Raw genomic sequence first — 17,821 nt, 5'->3', positions numbered from 1 at the left:
GGAGAGGGCGGCTTACGCCCCGTTGTTGCACTCGCCGAGGTCGCCGCCGAAGATCGCCGGATCGTAGGTGACCTGCTCGACCGGCACTTCCTGCACCACTTCGAGGATGTCGAACTGCGAGGTCGGGTTCTCGTTGCCCTTCACCACCAGGACCTTCTTGAAGCACTGGTGGTCCGCAGCGCGGTACAGGGTCGGGCCGTTGCCCATGCCGTCGAACTCGTGGCCCTCCAGGGCGCCGACCACGGCGCAGGGCATGAAGGTGCCGGCGCGCTCGCAGGCGTCGGCGTACAGCAGCGCCTGGACGTAGCAGGTGTGGGCGGCCTGGGACGGCGGGAAGCCGTACTCTTCGCCGAAGGACTTCACGAACGCCTTCGAGCCCTCGTCCTGAAGCGACCAGTGCCAGTTGGTGGAGCCGAAGATGCCCTTCACGTTCTCACCCGCACCCTGCGCCATCAGGCGCGAGTACAGGGGCACCACAATGGTGAAGTCCTTGCCGTTGACCTGCTTGTCGCGCAGGCCGAACTGCACCGCCTGGGTCAGGCTGTTCACCATGTCCTTGCCGTAGTGGTTCAGGATCAGCACGTCGGCGCCGGAGTTCAGCACCGGCGTGATGTACTGCGAGAAGTCGCCGGCGCCCAGCGGGGTGCGCACCGCCTCGAGGGTCTCCCAGCCCAGCGCCTCGGTGGCGTTCTTGATCGACTCCTCCTGGCTCCAGCCCCAGGTGTAGTCGGCGGTCAGGTGGTAGGCCTTGCGGTCCGTGCCGTAGGCGTTCTTCAGCACCGGCGCCAGCGCCGCACCCGACATGTAGGCGTTGAAGAAGTGACGGAAGCCGTTGCGGCGCTTGTCCTTGCCGGTGGTGTCGTTGGAGTGCGTCAGGCCGGACATGAAGATGACGCCCGCCTCCTGGCACAGCGACTGCACGGCGATGGCCACACCGGAGGACGAGCCGCCGGTGATCATGATGGCGCCGTCCTTCTCGATCATGCGCTTGGCGCTGGCGCGAGCGGCGTCGGACTTGGTCTGGGTGTCACCGGTGACGAAGGCCACCTTCTTGCCCAGCACGCCGTTGCCGGTGAGCGCCAGCGGCTTCATGGTGTTCAGCATGCCGCCGTCGCCCTCACCGTTGAGGTGCTTCACGGCGAGCTCGTAGGCGCGCAACTCGTCGGCGCCCTCGTCGGCGTAGGCGCCGGTCTGCGGCACGTTGAAGCCGAAGGTGACGGTGTCGCCCATCGGCTTGTTCAGATAGTCGGCCGCCCACACGCGGGAGCTGAAGATGGTGGGCGCGGCCAGGCCGGCCCCCAGGGCGGCCCCGCCCTTCAGGACGCCGCGACGGCTCGGCGTGAAAAACTCAACCATAACGTTTCTCCCTGTCGATCGTTCGAAGTGGCGCGGCCAGAGGAACGTCCGGCCCTGGCTACCGTGTTGCCGGCGGCCACGCGATCGAAGCCCGATCGGCGCACTGGGAGCGCGAGACCGGCGAGCTTCTGCCTTCAGCGATACGGGGAGGTTGTCAAAAGGACAATAATATATTGATTTGAAAAGGGCTTTTTGTAATAATTTGATTTGAATGGGCTGTCGAGTTGTCAATTATTCCACCTTGCGCCGCAAAAAGCCCTGTCATTCCGGGAGGCTGGCATGGAAACGGGGTTCGGCCTCAAGATACGCGAAAAGCGCAAAGCCCTGGGCCTGACACAAGCAGAGCTGGCGAAGCAGGTCGGAATCTCCACGTCCTATTTCAATCTCATCGAACGCGGGAAGCGGAGCATCGGCGGCGCGCTTCTGATTCGCATCGCCCGCGCCCTCGATCTGGACCCCGCGACGCTCGACGACGCCGCCGACCGGCGCCTCATGAACGAGGTGACCGAACTGGCGGGCGAGCCGCTGCTGGCCGCCCTGGGGTTGCAGGCGGCGACCGTGCCGGCCCTGGTGGGCCGTCATCCGGGCTGGGCGCAGGCCCTGGCGCTGCTGCACCGGGAGTGCCGCGACCGCGGCGAGGTGATCGCCGCCCTGTCGGACCGCCTGCGCCAGGATCCGTTCCTGTCCGACATCGTGCACCGCATGCTGACCACCATCGCTGGCATCCGCTCCACCGCCGAGATCCTGGAAAGCGTGGACGACCTCGACGCCGGCCACTCGCGGCGCTTCCGCTCCACGCTGGTCTCGGAGAGCACGCGCCTGTCCGACGCCGCCCAGGCGCTGGCGGACTTCCTGGACCGGGCCGAGGCGCCCAAGCAGGCGATCACGCCGGCCGAGGAGGTGGACGACTTCATCCTGGCCAGCAACGCGCACTTCCCGACCCTGGAGGAGGGCGCGGATCGCCTGCGCCGCCGCATCGGGGCCGATCAGGCTGGCGGGGCGGTCAAGCTGACCACCGTGCTGGAGAGCGGCGACGTGGCGGCGGCGCCCCGGCAACGGCGCGGGCGCGGTGCACCGCAGCCGGCGCCGGAGGATGTGACCGATCCCGCCCTGGAGGAGGGCGCGCCGGCCCCCAGCCGGCGCTTCGCCCTGGCCTGCCGGGTGGTTGCGCGCGAGCTGGCGGAGCCGATCCGGGCGCTCATTGACGCCGCCCCGAGCCTGGCCTCGCCGGCCGCGCGGACCCGGGCCGAGGGGGTGCTCGCGTCCTATGCCGCCGCCGCGCTGCTGTTTCCGTACGAGCCGTTCCGGGAGGACGCGGAGCGGCTGCGTTACGACATCGGCCTGATGCGGCGCAAGTACCTGGCTAGCGTGGAACAGATCTGCCAGCGCTACGTGAGCCTGCGCCGGCCCGGTGCCGAGGGGGTGCCGTTCGGCATGCTGCGCGCCGACCCGGCCGGCAACCTCAGCAAGCCGTTCCCGTTGCCGCGACTGCCCATGCCGCGCCACGGCTCGGCCTGTTCGCTGTGGGCGGTCTACCGCGCGTTCCAGACCCCCGGGGCGATCGTGCGCCAGCTCGCCGAGACCCCGTCAGGCGACCGGGTGCTGTTCGTCGCCCAGACCGTGGGCAAGGGCGTGGACAGCTTCGCGGTCCCCCCGCGCCACCTGTCGATCGCCCTGGTCTGCGACGTCCAGTTCGCCGACCGGGTGGTTTACGGCGACGGTCTCGACCTGTCGCCCCGGGCGCGCGCCGATGCCGTCGGCGTGTCGTGTCGCGTGTGCCCGCGCGAGCGGTGCCCGCATCGGGTCGCGGACCCGATCGTGCCGGCGTGACACCGGGGCGGGCGGGGAGCGCCGCACCTGCGGCTTTGTCATCGACACCCGGCACGAGTACGATGGTGGACCAAACGCCATAATAAGGCCGACAGGGACAGGGAGGACGCGCGTGGCCACGCGCCTATTGATCGCCGAGGACGAGCCGAGCATCCTGGAATCGCTGGTCTTCATCCTGGGCCGCGAGGGCTACGACATCGCCACCGCGCGGGACGGCGACGATGCCCTGTCGCAGTTGCGGACGGCGCCGGCGACCGATCTCCTGATCCTCGACATCATGCTGCCGCGCCGCAACGGCTTCGAGGTGCTCAAGGCCGTACGGGCGGAGCCGGCCCTGTCCGGGCTGCCGGTCCTGATGCTGACCGCCAAGGGGCAGGCGCGCGACCGCCAGATGGCCGAGCAGATGGGGGCCGACGCCTTCATCGCCAAGCCGTTCTCGAACCAGGACGTGGTGCGGGCGGTGCGCGGCCTGGCGGCGCCGTGAGGGACGCGGACGACGCCGGTGTGCCGGCGGCGGCGGAGGATGCGCCGCGCCGGCGCTGGCGCGATCTGGCCATCCTGGTCCCGGTGTTCGGCACCTTTGCCCTCATGCCGCCGCTGATCGCCATCCCGCTGGGGTGGGGCGCGCTCGGCGGGGTGCCGGCGATCGTGCTCTACGTGTTCGGGGTCTGGGCCGCGCTGATCCTGGTGGCGGCGCGTCTGGCCGGCGCCCTCACGCCGCGCAGCGGTGCCGAACGATGACGCCGGCGGTCGAGTTCGCCCTGGTGGCGGCCCTCGGCTACGTGGCCTTGCTGTTCGCGGTCGCGTACTGGGGCGATCGCCGGGCGCGGATCGGGCGGACGGGATGGCTGCGCTCGCCGCTGGTCTACACGCTGTCGATCTCGATCTACTGCACCTCCTGGACATTCTACGGCGCGGTCGGCTCGGCGGCGCGCAGCGGCCTGGAGTTCGCCACCATCTACCTCGGCCCGACGCTGGTGTTCGTGGGCTGGTGGGTGCTGCTGCGCAAGCTGGTGCGCATCGGCCGCACCCAGCGCATCACCTCGATCGCCGACCTGATCTCGTCGCGGTTCGGCAAGAGCGAGGCCCTGGGCGCGCTGGTGACCCTGATCGCGGTGGCGGCGGCGACCCCCTACATCGCGCTGCAGCTCAAGGCCGTGACCATCAGCTACCAGGTCATCGCCGGCGTGCCGCTGGATCACGCCGATTTCCGGGCCGGGTTCTGGGTGGCGGTGGCGATGGCCGCGTTCACCATCCTGTTCGGCACCCGCAACGTGGACGCCAACGAGCGCCACCACGGCGTCGTGGCGGCCATCGCCCTGGAAGCCCTGGTCAAACTGTTCGCGTTGCTGGCGGTGGGGGCGTTCGTCGTCTTCGGCCTGTTCGACGGGCCGGGGGCGCTGTTCGCCACCGCGCCACCGGGGTTCCTGCAGGCGGAGGAGGTGTTCGGGCCGCGCTGGGTTACCCTGGTCGGGCTGTCGGCGGCCGCCATCCTGTGCCTGCCGCGGCAGTTCCAGGTCATCGTGGTGGAGAACGAGGACGAGCGCCACGTCGCCACGGCGTCCTGGTTGTTCCCGGCCTACCTGTTCCTCAGCTCGCTGTTCACGCTGCCGATCGCGGTCGCCGGCATGACGCTATTGCCGTCGGGTGCCGATCCGGACATGTACGTGCTGACCCTGCCGCTGATGGCGGATGCCGAGGCGCTGGCGCTGTTCGTGTTCCTGGGCGGGTTCTCGTCCGCGACCTCGATGATCATCGTCTCGTCGATCGCGCTGTCGACGATGGTGTCGAACCACATCGTGGCGCCGCTGGCGTTGCGACTGGCGCGCGAGCGCGCCCGCACCAGCGGCGATGTGCGCCGGCTGCTGCTGACCAGCCGCCGTATCGCCATCGCCACCCTGATCCTGCTCGGGTTCCTGTACTTCCGCGTCAGCGGGGCGTCGGACGCCCTGGCGGCCATCGGCCTGATCGCCTTCGTCGGCGTGGCGCAGTTCCTGCCCAGCCTGCTTGGCGGCCTGTACTGGCCCCAGGCCAACCGGCGCGGCGCCCTGTGGGGCCTGACCGCCGGCTTTCTGATGTGGATGTACACCCTCGGCCTGCCCAGCCTGGAGGACGGCGGTCCGCTGGGGGCGGATACGCTGCTGCATGGCCCGTTCGGGATCGCCCTGCTGCGGCCGCAGGCGCTGTTCGGGCTGGACGGCCTGGATCCGCTGGTGCATGCCACCTTCTGGAGCCTGGCGGCGAACGCGCTGCTGTTCATCGCCGGCTCGCTGAGCCGCGAGCCGCATCCGCTGGAGTGGCTGCAGGCGCGCCAGTTCGTCGACGTCTTCCGCGGCGGGGCCGATGTCGGGGCGCGCGAGCGGACCCGGGTGCAGCGCATCGCCACCAGCGAGGAACTGTTCATCCTGGCCCAGCGCATCCTGGGCGCCGAGCCGGCGCAGGACCTGTTCGATGCCTTCGCCCGCCGCCAGGGCATCAGCGCCGGCCTGCCCATGCCCACCGAGGACCTGATCGGGGACCTGGAGCGCCGGCTGGCGGGCAGCGTCGGCGCCGCCTCGGCCCGGGCGATGATGGCCCAGGTGGCCGGTGGTGAGGAGGTCAGCTTTGACGAACTGGTCAGCATCGCCGACGAGACCGCCCGCATCATGCGTTACAGCCAGGCGCTCGAACGCAAGTCCGACGAACTGGAGACCGCGGCCCGCCAGTTGCGCGAGGCCAACGCGCAGCTCCGCGAGATCGACCGCCAGAAGGATGATTTCCTCAGCCAGGTCAGCCACGAGGTGCGCACGCCCATGACCGCGATCCGGTCGTTCTCGGAGATCCTGCGCACCTCTCCGGACCTCGACAGCACGCAGGCGCGCCGCTTCGTCAACATCATCCACGACGAGAGCATCCGCCTGACCCGGCTCCTGGACGTGATTCTGGACCTGCGGGTGGTGGAACGCGGCGAGATTCCGATCACCCTGGAGCCGGTGGACCCGGACGCGGTGCTGGACGTGGCCCTGGAGACCTGCGAGGGGCTGCGCGGCGAGGCGCCGGTGCGGGTGGTGTGCGGGACGCGCGCCGGAGGGGCACGGGTGGAGGCGGATCCGGACCGGCTCAGGCAGGTGTTCATCAACCTGCTGTCCAACGCCGTGCGCCACAACGACAAGGACGCCGTCGAGATCACGGTGAAAAGCCGGGTGCGCGACGGTCGCTACGAAGCCGTGATCGGCGATAACGGCCCGGGTGTGCCCGCCGAGCACCGGGACCGCGTGTTCTCCATCTTCTCGGCCACCTGGACCAAGGGCGGCCACAAGGGCGCCGGTTTGGGGCTCGCCATCAGCCGGGGGATCATGCGCCGCATGGGCGGCGACCTGACGCTGGACGCGGGCCGGCCTGGGCAGGGGGCGCGCTTCCGCGTCACTTTGCCGACGACAACCGAGGAGCCGCCGCCGTAGCGGGCCGGCCCGTGCGGGCGCCCACGCGGGCGCGTAGGCGCGAGAAACCCTCTCTCGGTCCCACGCTCCGGCGTGGGACCGCGTGCCTGTGGGGCGCCCACGCGGGAGCGTGGGCGCGAGAAACCCTTTCTCGGTCCCACGCTCCCGCGTGGGACCGCGTACCTGTGGGGCGCCCACGCGGGAGCGTGGGCGCGAGAAACCCTTCTCGGTCCCACGCTCCCGCGTGGGACCGCGTACCTGTGGGGCGCCCAAGCGGGCGCGTGGGCGCGAGAAACCTTCTCTCGGTCCCACGCTCCGGCGTGGGACCGCGTGCCTGTGGGGCGCCCAAGCGGGCGCGTAGGCGGAAGATCAGGGGTTCTCGGTCCCGCGCTCCGGCGTGGGACCGCGTGCCTGTGGGGCGCCCAAGCGGGCGCGTAGGCGCGAGAAACCCTCTCTCGGTCCCACGCTCCGGCGTGGGACCGGATGCGAAGCGCAGGCCCGCCCACGCGGGAGCGTGGGCGGAAGATCAGGGGTTCCCTTCTCGGTCCCACGCTCCCGCGTGGGACCGCGTGCCTGTGGGGCGCCCACGCGGGAGCGTGGGTGGAAGATCAGGGGTTCTCGGTCCCACGCTCCGGCGTGGGACCGCCTGCCTGTGGGGCGCCCGTGTCCCCCTATCCCACCGGCGCGAACAACGCCGCGTTCTGTTCGCGCAACTGCGCCTTTTGCACCTTGCCCATGGTGTTGCGCGGCAACGCGGGCACGAAGAACACCCGCTTGGGCGTTTTGTAGTTCGCCAGGTGGGCCTTGCAGTGCGCGATGACGGCCGCCTCATCGGGCGCGCCCTCGGCGGCGGGCACCACCACGGCCACGACGGCCTCGCCGAAATCCGGATGCGGCACGCCGATAACCGCGCTCTCCACCACGCCAGGCAGCTCGTCGATGACGCTTTCGACCTCCTTCGGATAGACGTTGTAGCCGCCCGAGATCACGAGATCCTTGGCCCGCCCGACGATGAACAGGTAGCCGCGGTCGTCGATGCGGCCGACGTCGCCGGTGCGGAACCAGCCGTCGGCGGTGAACTCCTCGGCCGTCTTCTCGGGCAGGCGCCAATAGCCTTTCATGACGTTGGGGCCACGCACCTGGATGCCGCCGATCTCGGTCCGGCCCAGCGGCCGGTCCTGATCGTCGGCGATACGCACCTCGACCCGCGGGAAGGGAACGCCGACAGAGCCGGGCCGGCGGTCCCCGTCGTAGGGGTTGCCGGTCAGCATGCCGGTTTCGGTCATGCCGTAGCGTTCCAGGATGGCGTGACCGGTGCGGGCCTCGAACGCCTCGTGCGTCTCGGCCAGCAGCGGCGCCGAGCCGGCGGTGAACAGCCGCATGCCGGCACAGACGTCTCGGTCGAAGTCGTCCCCGTCCAGCAGCCGGGTATAGAACGTGGGCACACCCATGAACGTGGTGGCGCGGGGCAGCAGGCGGATCACGCTGGCGCGGTCGAACCCGGGCAGCCACAGCATCGACGCGCCGGCCAACAGCACGCAGTGGCAGGCCACGAACAGGCCGTGCGCGTGGAAGATCGGCAGCGCGTGCAGCAGCACGTCGTCCGCCGTGAAGCGCCAGCTCTCCACCAGATCCAGGCCGTTGGCGGCCAGGTTGCGCTGGGTCAGCATGGCCCCCTTGGGCTTGCCGGTGGTCCCGCTGGTGTAGAGCATGGCGGCGAGGTCGTCGGCCGCGCACGCCGCCACCGGGAAATCGGCCGGGGCCTCGGCGGCGGCGTCGGCGAGGCTGCCCGCGCCGTCCGCGTCCAGGGTCAGCACCAGCGGGGTGCCGTGCCGATCCGCGATGCCGCGCACGATCTCCTCATCGGCCGGGCGGCAGATCACGGCGGCCGGCTCGGCGTTGCCAACCAGATAGTCCACCTCGTCCGGGCGATAGGCCGTGTTCATGGGCAGGAACACGAAGCCGGCGCGCAGGCAGGCCAGGTACAGGAACAGGGCCGCCGGCGACTTGTCGACCTGCACCGCCACCCGGTCGCCCGCCTTCACCCCGCGATCCGCGAGCGCCCGCGCCATGCGGGTTGCGGCCGCCTCGGCCTCGCCATACGTGAAGCGGGTCCCCGCGTCGGTCTCCAACAGGACCTTGGTGCGGTCGGCGGGAAAGCGAGACTCCAATAGGGTGTAAAGGGACTCGGTCATGGGCGGGCCTTTCGCGGCGGCATCGGGCGGGAGGGACTGCGGACCGGGTTATACACAGCCTCTTTCCCTGAGGCAAAAGGGGGCATACGGTGCCGCCGACACCGTCCCACGTCACAGAGCGGAATCCGTCGATGCATCTCAGTCAGCCCTACCTTCTGTTCCTCGGCGACGCCGCCGATGACCTCGCCGCCAAGACCGCGCGCGGCATCCACCACTGGCGCCCGGACATCTGCCTGGGGCAGCTCCGCCTTGAAGGCTGCAAGACGACCCTGGGCCTGCGCGACATGACGGTCGCCGAGGCCGCCGCGCGCGGCGCGGCCACGCTGGTGGTGGGGGTCGCCAACCGCGGCGGCATCATCGGGGAGAGTTGGCGCGCGGTGTTCCTGGAGGCGATGGCCGCCGGCCTGGACATCGCCGCCGGTCTGCACCAGCGGCTCAACGATATCCCGGAGCTGGTCGCGGCGGCGCAGGAGCATGGGCGCAAGCTCTACGATGTGCGCCATCCGACCGAGACCTTCCCGGTTGCCCATGGCGTGCCGCGTGCGGGCAAGCGCGTGCTGGCGGTGGGCACCGACTGCTCGGTCGGCAAGATGTACGCCATGCTGGCCATGGAACGGGCCCTCAAGGCGCGCGGCTGCAAGGCCGACTTCCGCGCCACCGGACAGACTGGAATCCTGATCGCGGGTGAGGGGGTGAGTGTCGACGCCGTGGTGGCAGATTTCATCTCCGGTGCCACCGAGACGCTATGCCCGGCCCACGACGAGGACCACTACGATCTGGTCGAGGGACAGGGCAGCCTGTTCCATGCCTCCTACGCCGGCGTCTCGCTGGGCCTGCTGCACGGCGCCCAGCCCCACGCCCTTGTCCTGTGCCACGAGCCCGGCCGGCCGCACATGCGCGGCCTGCCCGGCTTTCCTCTGCCGTCGCTGGAGGACTGCGTGGACCTGAACCTGCGCTGTGCCCGCCTGGTGAACCCGAAGGCCCGCTTCATCGGCGCCTGCTTCAACACCTCGTCCCTGGACGACGATGCGGCGCGGCGTGTCATGCACGAGGCGGCCGAGCAACTCGGCATGCCGGTCGTCGACCCGGTGCGCGGCGGCGTGGAGCCCCTGGTGGACCGGCTGCTGTCCGATGCCTGAGTTGACCGTCGCCATTGAACGCTGGCCGATCGCAGGCGGCTTCACCATCGCGCGCGGCACCCGCACCGAGGCGGTGGTGGTCGTGGCCACGCTGACGGATGGGGCCATCGTGGGGCGGGGCGAGGCGGTGCCCTATGCCCGCTACGGCGAGACCGTCGACGGCGTGGTCGCCGACATCGAGGGTCTGCGTGCCCACCTGGCGGCGGGTCTGGACCGACGGGCGGTGCATGACCGCATGCCCGCCGGGGCCGCCCGCAACGCCCTGGACGCCGCGCTGTGGGACCTGGAGGCCAAGCGCACCGGCCGTCGGGTCTGGGACCTCGCCGGGGTGGCACCGCCGCCGGCCGCCCTGGTGACGGCCGAGACGCTCAGCATCGCCGCCCCGGAGGCCATGGCCGAGAAGGCGAGGGCGCTGGCCGACCGGCCCCTGCTCAAGGTCAAGGTGGGAGCCGAGGACCCCCTGGCCCGCATCGCCGCCGTGCGGGCCGGGGCGCCGGAGTCCGCCCTGATCGTGGATGCCAACGAGGCCTGGACCCCGGACCAGCTCCGCGCTCTGCTGCCGGAGCTGGCGCGCCTGCGGGTGGACCTGCTGGAGCAGCCGCTGCCGGCGGACCGGGACGGGGCCCTCGCGGGCCTGGAGTCACCGGTGACCCTGTGCGCCGACGAGAGCGCACACGTCAGCGCGGATGTGCCGCGGCTGGCGGCGCTCTATGGGGCGGTCAACGTCAAGCTGGACAAGACCGGCGGCCTGACCGAGGCGCTGGACATGGTGGCGGCGGCGCGAGCCCATGGCCTGCGCGTGATGGTCGGCTGCATGGTCGGGACCTCGCTGGCGATGGCGCCGGCGACCGTGGTCGCCGGGGCGGCGGATTTCGTCGACCTGGACGGGCCGGTGCTGCTGGCGCGCGATCGTGACCCGGGCATCGCCTACCATCGCGGCCGCATGGAGCCGCCGCCGGCGGCGTTGTGGGGGTAACGCGTGGGGGCACCGGAGTCGTGACCAAGGCCGAGCCGACAACCGTGATCGCCTGCGTCAAGGACCGGCCGCCGGGCTCGCCCTCCTGCGGTGGCCGCGACTCGCGGGCGGTGATCGCGGCCCTTGAGGCCGAGGCGGCGCGTCGCGGCCTGCCCCTGCGGGTGCAGGAGATCCGGTGTCTGGGGCGCTGCACGCTCGGCCCGAACCTGCGCATCAAGGCGGGCGCGTTTTTTGTCGGCATGACGGCGGCACGGGTGGCGGAGGTCTGCGACGCGGTGGCGGCCCACCGGGCCGGCGCGGGCGCACCCGCCGATCCCGCCGCCGTGCCGCCGGCGGCGCGGGGCTGAGGCGCTGGCGCCGCCCGGGCCGCTCGCATCGGTGTCACACCGCGTGCGGTCGTCCTGCGGTATCCTGTCTCTTCCAAGACGGGAGGACAGGCCATGCGAGGTTCAGCGTTTCTTGCCCTGGTCCTGGCGATCACGGCGCCCCTATCGGTGGCCCGGGCGATGGAGGACGCGCCCGGCACCGCCGACCATCCGATGGTGCCGCGCTTCGAGGGGGCGGCCATCATCGGTCACGAGGCGGTGTCGTTCGACGCCTTCGACCTGCCGCTCGGCCCGGCCGTGCGCGGCCCCGGCGATGCGTGGGTGCCGGAGACCGTGCGCCCCGTCGAAGGCCGGCGCACGCGGCTGATCTACGTCGCGCCCCCGGATGCGTCGCCGCTTGAGATCGTGCGCAACTACCAGCAGGCCCTGGGTGCCGAAGGGTTCGAGACCCTGTGGCAGTGCGGCGGTTCGGCCTGTGGGCCGGGCGGCGGCAGCTTTCTGGTCTCCTACGTCCTGTACCCGCTGGACCGTAAGCTCAGCACCCTGGGGCGACTGACCGAGCACGCCTTTTCGCTGCCGCGCGATCCGCGCTACGCGGCGCTGGCCCGCGAGACCGCCGAGGGGACGGTGGTCGTCTCCGTGTTCGCCGCGGTCGAGGGCTTCGACCACCATCCGGAGACCCGCGAGCATCCCCTGGTGCTGGTGGACGTGGTCGAGTCGGCGCCGATGGACGACCGCATGGTGTTCGTCGACGCCGAGGCGATGGCGGGTGACCTGGACGAGGAGGGGCGGGTCGCCCTCTATGGCATCCATTTCGCGTTTGATCGCGATGAGGTGCAGCCGGAGAGCGATCCGACGCTGGCGGAGATCGCCGCCTTGCTGGCCGGCGATCCGGCGCTGACCCTGTACGTGGTCGGCCACACCGACATGACCGGCGGCCACGCCTACAACATGGACCTGTCGCGCCGGCGCGCCGCCGCGGTGGTGGCGGCCCTGACCGGTCGGTTCGGCGTTGCGCCGGATCGGCTGGTGCCCGCCGGCGTGGGGCCGCTGGCCCCGGTGGCGCGCAACGACACCGAAGCGGGCCGGGCCCTGAACCGCCGGGTGGAGCTGGTGCGGCGGTGATCGCCGGCCGCGTGCTTGAAGGGTGTGGTGACGGGTCCTATTCTAGTCTTGTCGAAGTGTTTGAGTCGGGCGTGTCGCCATGCTCTCGCCTGTCAGCGTGTTCCAGATGCCGGCCAGCGTGTCGCGGCCATCGGGCCCGCCCGCCGTCGAGGGGGCATCGGGCAGCGCGGCCCGGGACGGGGCGCCCCGCCAGGGCGCGGCCGCGGCCCGGCGTGCCCCTTCCGGCGCCGTGGCGGGCCGGTCCGGCGTCCCCGTCCAGATCGCCGGTCGGACCCCATCGCTGTCCACCGATGTGCTCGGGACGCTGGGCCGCCTCGACGGCGCGGTGCAGACCCGCCTGGATCCCCTGACCGGCGAGCCTGTCGAGATTGACCCCCTGACCGGGGAGCCGATGACGGCGGTCGCCGCCTCGCTTGGCAGCGGTGGCGGAGGCGCGGCCGGGGGCACGTCAGGGGTCAACGGGGACGTCGGCCCGGACGGCCTGACCCCGGAGGAGCGGGCCGAGGTCCGTCGCCTGCAGGCCATCGACCGCCGGGTGCGTCAGCACGAGGCGGCGCACAAGGCCGCCGGCGTCGGGGTGACCGGCCCGGCCACCTTCACCTATGTGACCGGTCCCGACGGCCGCCAGTATGCGGTGGGCGGTGAGGTCAGCATCACGCTCAATGCCTCCGGCAGCACCGACCCCGAGCAGGCGATCCGCCAACTCGAACAGGTCAAGCGCGCCGCGCTGGCGCCGGCCGATCCGTCGCCGGCCGACCGTGCCGCCGCCGCGGCGGCGGAGGCGGCGCTTGCCCAGGCCGAGGCGGCCCAGCGCGAGCAGGAGCGCGAGGAGGAACGGGAGGATGCGGCCGAGACGGAGGAGGGTGTGGCGGCGGGGAGCCCGGACCGGCGGGCCGCCTTCTTCGGAGCCGCCGCCGCGGCCTATGGCAGCGCCGGCGCCCTGGCCCCCGGCCCGGCCGCTCCCGGATCGGCGGACGCGGCGCCCGCCCTGACACCGCCGCGGACCGTGTTCAGCCTGATCGCCTAGCGCGGATCGCGATCAATCGGAACCACGATGTGGTTCGGATTGATTGCGTGACTCCGCGCGACCTATATGAGTCTCAGCCGATTTGTGCGGCAAACCGAAATCGCGCCGCGAGTCCGGTTTGTCGCGGTCGGCTGTAACAGGCGCGCCCCCCTGTCTGAGCCTGACAGGGGCACGCGTCGGCGCCTTGGGCGGGGCTCCTTGGAAAGAGTCCGGACTTGCGCGTACAGTCTCGGGCGAGCCGAGTCATGCGTGCCTGGATCCCGACGTGAACCGGTTCAAGAGACGGCCATTCGGAGCGGACCCACGCCCCGGATCGCGACCATGCGGTGGTCGCGACCGGGGCGCTCTGCTCCGGGCGGGATGCCGCACCGAGGCTTGGTAGCATGCTGGATGGGTTCACACTTTTCCTGGTCGCGACGGTGGTCAGCGGGGTCGCGACCGGGGTGGTCGGCTTCATCTGGCGGCTTCAGCCGTCGGTGCCCGGCGTGCGCGACTGGGCCTTCGGTCTGGGCGCCCTGACCGTCGCCATGCTGGCGACGTGGCTGCGCCATCTCGGGATGCCGCTGGCGCCGTCGGTGGTCCTCACAAATCTCGCCGTCCTGTTGGGCTACGCCCTGATCTATCGTGGCAGTCGTTTGTTCATGGCCCGGCGGGTGCCGCGTCACCAGAGCCCCTTCATTCTGTTCTGTGTCGTCGTCCTGATCCTGCTGTACTACTTCTCCGCTGTGGACCGCGTCGACCTGATCCGGTTCGTGATCATGGCCCTGGTGATCGCCGCTTTCGACGGCCTGATCGTGGCCACCTTCTGGCCGCGCAAGCGGGCCGGCCATCTGGCCTCCGGCTATATCCTGGTGGTGGGTGTGGGCCTGCACGGGCTGGTCTTCCTCGGCCGCGGGCTGTGGGGGATGGTGGTCCTGGCCGGAGGACCGGTGGGCGGGACCGACCTGGTGGTGGGGCTTGGCGACCTGACGTCGGTGGTGGCGTTCATGACGCTGGCGATGGGCTTTCTGGCGCTGACGGCCGAGCACCTGCTACGCCAGCTCGAAGCCCTGGCCGCGCAGGATCCCCTGACCGGCGTCTTTAACCGGCGCGCGTTCTTCGCGGTCGCGGAACACGTCATCGTCCATCGGTCACGCACGGGCCAGGCGGTTTCGGTGCTTGTCTTCGACCTCGACAACTTCAAGGCGGTCAATGACACGCACGGCCACGCGGCGGGGGACGACGCGCTGCGGCATGTGGTGACGACCGCGCGGGGTGCGCTGCGGGGCGAGGACCTGCTGGCGCGCCTGGGGGGCGAGGAGTTCGTCGTCCTGCTGCCGGAGACCAACGCCGGGGCCGCGCTGCGGGTGGCCGAACGGCTGCGCGCCGCCATCGCGACGGCGCCGGCGGTGCTGACGGACGGTACACGGCTGACCCTGACCGCCAGCGTTGGCGTGTCGACCGCCGGGCCCCAGGATCGCGGCGAGACCGTCGCCAGCCTGATCGCCCGCGCCGACCGCGCCCTCTATGCGGCCAAGGCGGCCGGCCGCGACCGGGTGCGGGCCGAAGGGGCCGCCCCCCCCCGTGACGTGACGCCGTGACGTGACGCCGTGGCCTGACGCCGTGGCCGGACCCGGGCGGCGCGGCACGGTTTGCTACAGCCGATTGCGACAAACCGGAATCGCGGCACGACTTCGGTTTGTCGCGATAATCGGCTGTAAACTCAATAATGTAGAGCCGATTCATGTTCGAAATCGGACCGCATCTGCGGTTCCGATTTCGAGCGATCGGCGCTAAGCGTAGCTCGGGTCCAGGTCCGCCCCGTGCTCGCCCAGCCAGGCCATCGCCGCCTGGATGTCCGCTTCCGCCGGATCGTACAGGTCGAGCATCATGGCGATACGATCATGGCGGAACACCCAGGTACCGTGAGCCGCGAAGGTCAGGTCGGGGGCACCGGCCCGCGTGTAGCGGCCGAGGGCGCGCGCGGTGACGGTGCCCGGCTCCCACAGCCGGACGCCGACGCCGGTCCAGGTGCGGCGCTCGAAGTGCTGGTCGAAACCGCGGACGGAGCGCTGGAACCCGGCGATCACGGCCTTACGCCCGCGCAGCTCGCAGGCGAACGGCACGCCCGCGACGATGTACACCACATCGTCGGTGAGGAACGGGTCCAGCGCGCTCCAGGCGTCGGCCTCGCAGGCTTGGTTGAACGCGGCGATCCAGCGGTGCCAGGTGTCCAGCATCGGGGTGCTCCTCTGTGGTCGGGTGTCGACAGGGTGAGCGCCCGCCGTTATCGTTTCAATTACCTGCCGATCATATTCGCGCTAGGGTGGAGACTGCGGCATGCGGTTCGGAAGTATGCTCGCGACGCTGCGGCGCCGGCGCCGGTTGTCCCAGATGGCGCTGGCGGATATCGCCGGGGTCTCGCAACGCCACATCAGTTTCCTGGAGAGCGGCCGTGCCCAGCCGGGACGGACCGCGCTGACCAAGCTCGGGGCCGTGCTGGCGCCGGACTACGCCGCGCGCAACGCGCTGTTCGCGGCCGCCGGGTTCGGGCCGCCGTGCCCCGCCTTCGACTGGGATGGCCCTGCGTTCGCCTCGGCGCGGGCGGTGATCGCGCGGGCGCTGGCGCGGCACGCGCCGTATCCCGGGCTGGTGATGGACCGGGCGGGAGTCGTGCTGAGCACCAATCCGGGCGTCGACCGGGCGCTGACCTGGGCGTTCGAGGGCGGGCCGGGCGCAGCGGACCCGTGGGCCGCCGTCGCCGGGCCGGACGGGCGGCCGAACCTCTACGACCTGACGCTGCACGATGGCGGGCTGTGGCGGTGCCTGGTCAACCCGGAGGCCGTCATACCCCATTGCCTGCGGCGGCTGCGCACGGCCGCCGACCTGGACCCGGCCGCCGCGGCCGTGCTGCGCCGGCTGCGGGGGACGGAGGCGGCGCGCCGCTTCGGCGACGCGCCGGAACCGCCGACCTCGGCGCTGGCGAGCGTCGTGCCCGAAGTCTACCGCGTGCGCGGCGAGACCCTGCGCCTGGTCTCGATGGTGGCCGGCTTCGGCAGCCCGGAGGACGTCACGGCCCAGACCCTCCAGATCGAGCTGTTCTATCCCGAGGACGCCGCCTCCCGGGCGCTGCTGGAGCGGCTGGCGGCGGAGACCGCCGGCACCCCGGACCACGACCATCCTGCGGGGTGACCGCCTGGGGTGGGGTGGACTCGGCCCGCATTGCGTCCCGTCAAGTCGTGGCACCGGCCTGGCCGCTACACTGCGACCATCCTGGTTCATCCGACGGAGCGCGCCGCCGGGCGCTTGGGTGTGCCCATGCGGGCGGGCCCCGGCCCTCGGCGCGTGCGCCGTCTTGAACATTAGACAGTGTTAATTTAGACCCCGAAGGGACGGGGGTGGCGAGAGGATGGTTCATCATGAGTGAGACCGGTGCGACCGTGCCCAACGGTCAGACGCAGCCGGAGCATGCCCAGAAAGTCGGCTCCAACTGGCTGATGCATGTTCCGATTCCCCTGTTCGCCCTGGTGATGGGGACGGCGGGCCTGGGCATCACCTGGCGCAAGGCCCACCTCGTCCTGGGTGTACCGCCGGTCATCGGCGAGGCGATTCTCGCCCTGGCGGCCGCCTGCTTCGTGGCGATCGCGATCCTGTACGCGGTGAAGTGGGCGGTCCATCCCGCCGAGGTGGCGGCCGAGTTCAATCACCCGGTGCGCTCCAGCTTTTTTCCCGCCTTCTCGATCAGCCTGCTGTTGCTGTCGATCGGCACCGGGCCGTACTCCGAAGCCTGGACGTTGGGCCTGTGGGCGACCGGCACCGTGCTGCATCTGCTGTTCACGCTGCGACTGCTTGGGCGATGGATCGTGCATAACCACCAGATCAACCACTCGAACCCGGCCTGGTTCATTCCGGTGGTCGGCAACGTCCTGGTGCCGTTGAGCGGTGTGCGCCTGGGCTATGACGAAGTCTCCTGGTTCTTCTTCTCGATCGGCATGGTGTTCTGGGTGGTGCTGTTCACGATCGTGTTCTATCGCATCGTGTTCCACGATCAGTTGCCGGCCAAGTTCATGCCAACGCTGTTTATCCTGATTGCGCCGCCGGCCATCGGATTCCTGTCGTATGTCCTGCTCAACGGCGGGGTGGTCGACGGGTTCGCACGTGTGCTGCTGTATGTCGCGCTGTTCATTACGCTGCTGAACTTCACCCTGGCGGGGCAGTACCTGCGGGTGCCGTTCTTCGTCTCCTGGTGGGCCTACACCTTCCCGATGGCGGCGGTGTCCATCGCGGCCATGGAGTTCCACCACCTCAACGGCTATGACGAGATGTGGATGATCTGCGCCACGCTGGTGACGGTGACCACGCTCGTTATCGTGACGGTGTTCCTGCGCACCCTGGTGGCGCTGGTGCAGGGCAAGCTGTTCGTGCCGGACTGACGCCGCCCCCAGCCCG

The 17,821-nt window shown here is 70.9% G+C and carries 15 protein-coding genes; 12 read left to right on the top strand and 3 right to left on the bottom strand.

Annotated features, from left to right (window positions below):
* Positions 1-12: 12 nt before the first annotated feature.
* Positions 13-1,356 carry a substrate-binding protein gene (locus tag GGD88_RS03935; protein ID WP_184431926.1) on the bottom strand — a complete coding sequence of 448 codons (1,344 nt, stop codon included), beginning with the start codon at positions 1,354-1,356 and terminating at the stop codon, positions 13-15.
* A 279-nt stretch (positions 1,357-1,635) separates the two neighbouring features.
* On the opposite strand from GGD88_RS03935, the gene GGD88_RS03930 reads away from it, so the two are divergent.
* The 4 genes from GGD88_RS03930 to GGD88_RS03915 all read left to right on the top strand — a co-directional run bounded on the left by GGD88_RS03930 (position 1,636) and on the right by GGD88_RS03915 (position 6,626).
* Positions 1,636-3,186, top strand: coding sequence for a helix-turn-helix domain-containing protein (locus GGD88_RS03930; RefSeq protein ID WP_184431924.1), 1,551 nt, complete (start codon positions 1,636-1,638; stop codon positions 3,184-3,186).
* A 112-nt stretch (positions 3,187-3,298) separates the two neighbouring features.
* Positions 3,299-3,670, top strand: coding sequence for a response regulator (locus GGD88_RS18665; RefSeq protein ID WP_184431922.1), 372 nt, complete (start codon positions 3,299-3,301; stop codon positions 3,668-3,670).
* Positions 3,667-3,927 (top strand): hypothetical protein, encoded by a 261-nt coding sequence (locus GGD88_RS03920; RefSeq protein ID WP_184431920.1) that lies wholly within the window; start codon positions 3,667-3,669, stop codon positions 3,925-3,927. Before GGD88_RS18665 ends, GGD88_RS03920 begins: the two co-directional genes overlap by 4 nt.
* Positions 3,924-6,626, top strand: a complete 2,703-nt coding sequence (locus tag GGD88_RS03915; protein ID WP_184431918.1) for a sensor histidine kinase — start codon at positions 3,924-3,926, stop codon at positions 6,624-6,626. The genes GGD88_RS03920 and GGD88_RS03915 overlap by 4 nt, the downstream gene beginning before the upstream one ends.
* Before the next feature lie 650 nt (positions 6,627-7,276).
* Here GGD88_RS03915 and GGD88_RS03910 read toward each other — a convergent pair.
* On the bottom strand, positions 7,277-8,800 hold the full coding sequence (locus GGD88_RS03910; protein WP_184431917.1) for a malonate--CoA ligase: 1,524 nt from the start codon (positions 8,798-8,800) through the stop codon (positions 7,277-7,279).
* 131 nt (positions 8,801-8,931) lie between these two features.
* Between GGD88_RS03910 and dgcN the strand changes: the two genes are divergently transcribed.
* From dgcN to GGD88_RS03880, 6 genes are all read left to right on the top strand, one after another.
* A complete protein-coding gene (gene dgcN / locus GGD88_RS03905; RefSeq protein WP_184431915.1) occupies positions 8,932-9,939 on the top strand; it encodes an N-acetyltransferase DgcN in 1,008 nt (335 codons plus the stop codon).
* The gene (gene dgcA / locus GGD88_RS03900; protein ID WP_184431913.1) at positions 9,932-10,915 is read left to right on the top strand and encodes an N-acetyl-D-Glu racemase DgcA; all 984 of its coding nucleotides are present in this window, start codon (positions 9,932-9,934) and stop codon (positions 10,913-10,915) included. Before dgcN ends, dgcA begins: the two co-directional genes overlap by 8 nt.
* 20 nt (positions 10,916-10,935) lie before the next feature.
* Positions 10,936-11,262 (top strand): NADH-quinone oxidoreductase subunit NuoE family protein, encoded by a 327-nt coding sequence (locus tag GGD88_RS03895; RefSeq protein WP_184431910.1) that lies wholly within the window; start codon positions 10,936-10,938, stop codon positions 11,260-11,262.
* A gap of 93 nt (positions 11,263-11,355) precedes the next feature.
* Positions 11,356-12,366: an OmpA family protein gene (locus tag GGD88_RS03890; RefSeq protein ID WP_184431908.1), complete on the top strand. Its 1,011-nt coding sequence runs from the start codon at positions 11,356-11,358 to the stop codon at positions 12,364-12,366.
* A gap of 79 nt (positions 12,367-12,445) precedes the next feature.
* Entirely contained in the window at positions 12,446-13,393 is a 948-nt protein-coding gene (locus GGD88_RS03885) for a putative metalloprotease CJM1_0395 family protein (RefSeq protein WP_184431906.1), read from the top strand.
* Positions 13,394-13,776: 383 nt separating this feature from the next.
* Entirely contained in the window at positions 13,777-14,973 is a 1,197-nt protein-coding gene (locus GGD88_RS03880; protein WP_184431904.1) for a GGDEF domain-containing protein, read from the top strand.
* A gap of 192 nt (positions 14,974-15,165) precedes the next feature.
* On the opposite strand, the gene GGD88_RS03875 is transcribed toward GGD88_RS03880, so the two are convergent.
* The gene (locus GGD88_RS03875; protein WP_184431902.1) at positions 15,166-15,612 is read right to left on the bottom strand and encodes a nuclear transport factor 2 family protein; all 447 of its coding nucleotides are present in this window, start codon (positions 15,610-15,612) and stop codon (positions 15,166-15,168) included.
* Between the two features lie 100 nt (positions 15,613-15,712).
* Here GGD88_RS03875 and GGD88_RS03870 point away from each other — a divergent pair, with 100 nt between their 5' ends.
* Both GGD88_RS03870 and GGD88_RS03865 read left to right on the top strand, forming a co-directional pair.
* On the top strand, positions 15,713-16,564 hold the full coding sequence (locus GGD88_RS03870; RefSeq protein ID WP_184431900.1) for a helix-turn-helix domain-containing protein: 852 nt from the start codon (positions 15,713-15,715) through the stop codon (positions 16,562-16,564).
* Between the two features lie 227 nt (positions 16,565-16,791).
* Positions 16,792-17,805, top strand: coding sequence for an SLAC1 anion channel family protein (locus GGD88_RS03865; protein WP_184431898.1), 1,014 nt, complete (start codon positions 16,792-16,794; stop codon positions 17,803-17,805).
* The last annotated feature ends 16 nt before the right edge of the window (positions 17,806-17,821 follow it).

The sequence above is a fragment of the Roseospira goensis genome (genome assembly GCF_014197795.1).
GTDB lineage: Bacteria > Pseudomonadota > Alphaproteobacteria > Rhodospirillales > Rhodospirillaceae > Rhodospira > Rhodospira goensis.
This window is presented reverse-complemented; position numbering and strand designations above follow the sequence as displayed.

Excerpts from the sequence above, each read along its gene's own strand:
- GGD88_RS03870 (WP_184431900.1), top strand. The coding sequence starts at position 15,713 with ATGCGGTTCGGAAGTATGCTCGCGACGCTGCGGCGCCGGCGCCGGTTG.
- GGD88_RS03910 (WP_184431917.1), bottom strand. The coding sequence starts at position 8,800 with ATGACCGAGTCCCTTTACACCCTATTGGAGTCTCGCTTTCCCGCCGAC.
- GGD88_RS03930 (WP_184431924.1), top strand. The coding sequence starts at position 1,636 with ATGGAAACGGGGTTCGGCCTCAAGATACGCGAAAAGCGCAAAGCCCTG.
- GGD88_RS03880 (WP_184431904.1), top strand. The coding sequence starts at position 13,777 with ATGCTGGATGGGTTCACACTTTTCCTGGTCGCGACGGTGGTCAGCGGG.
- GGD88_RS03935 (WP_184431926.1), bottom strand. The coding sequence starts at position 1,356 with ATGGTTGAGTTTTTCACGCCGAGCCGTCGCGGCGTCCTGAAGGGCGGG.
- GGD88_RS03875 (WP_184431902.1), bottom strand. The coding sequence starts at position 15,612 with ATGCTGGACACCTGGCACCGCTGGATCGCCGCGTTCAACCAAGCCTGC.
- GGD88_RS03890 (WP_184431908.1), top strand. The coding sequence starts at position 11,356 with ATGCGAGGTTCAGCGTTTCTTGCCCTGGTCCTGGCGATCACGGCGCCC.
- GGD88_RS03885 (WP_184431906.1), top strand. The coding sequence starts at position 12,446 with ATGCTCTCGCCTGTCAGCGTGTTCCAGATGCCGGCCAGCGTGTCGCGG.
- dgcN (WP_184431915.1), top strand. The coding sequence starts at position 8,932 with ATGCATCTCAGTCAGCCCTACCTTCTGTTCCTCGGCGACGCCGCCGAT.
- GGD88_RS03915 (WP_184431918.1), top strand. The coding sequence starts at position 3,924 with ATGACGCCGGCGGTCGAGTTCGCCCTGGTGGCGGCCCTCGGCTACGTG.
- GGD88_RS03865 (WP_184431898.1), top strand. The coding sequence starts at position 16,792 with ATGAGTGAGACCGGTGCGACCGTGCCCAACGGTCAGACGCAGCCGGAG.
- dgcA (WP_184431913.1), top strand. The coding sequence starts at position 9,932 with ATGCCTGAGTTGACCGTCGCCATTGAACGCTGGCCGATCGCAGGCGGC.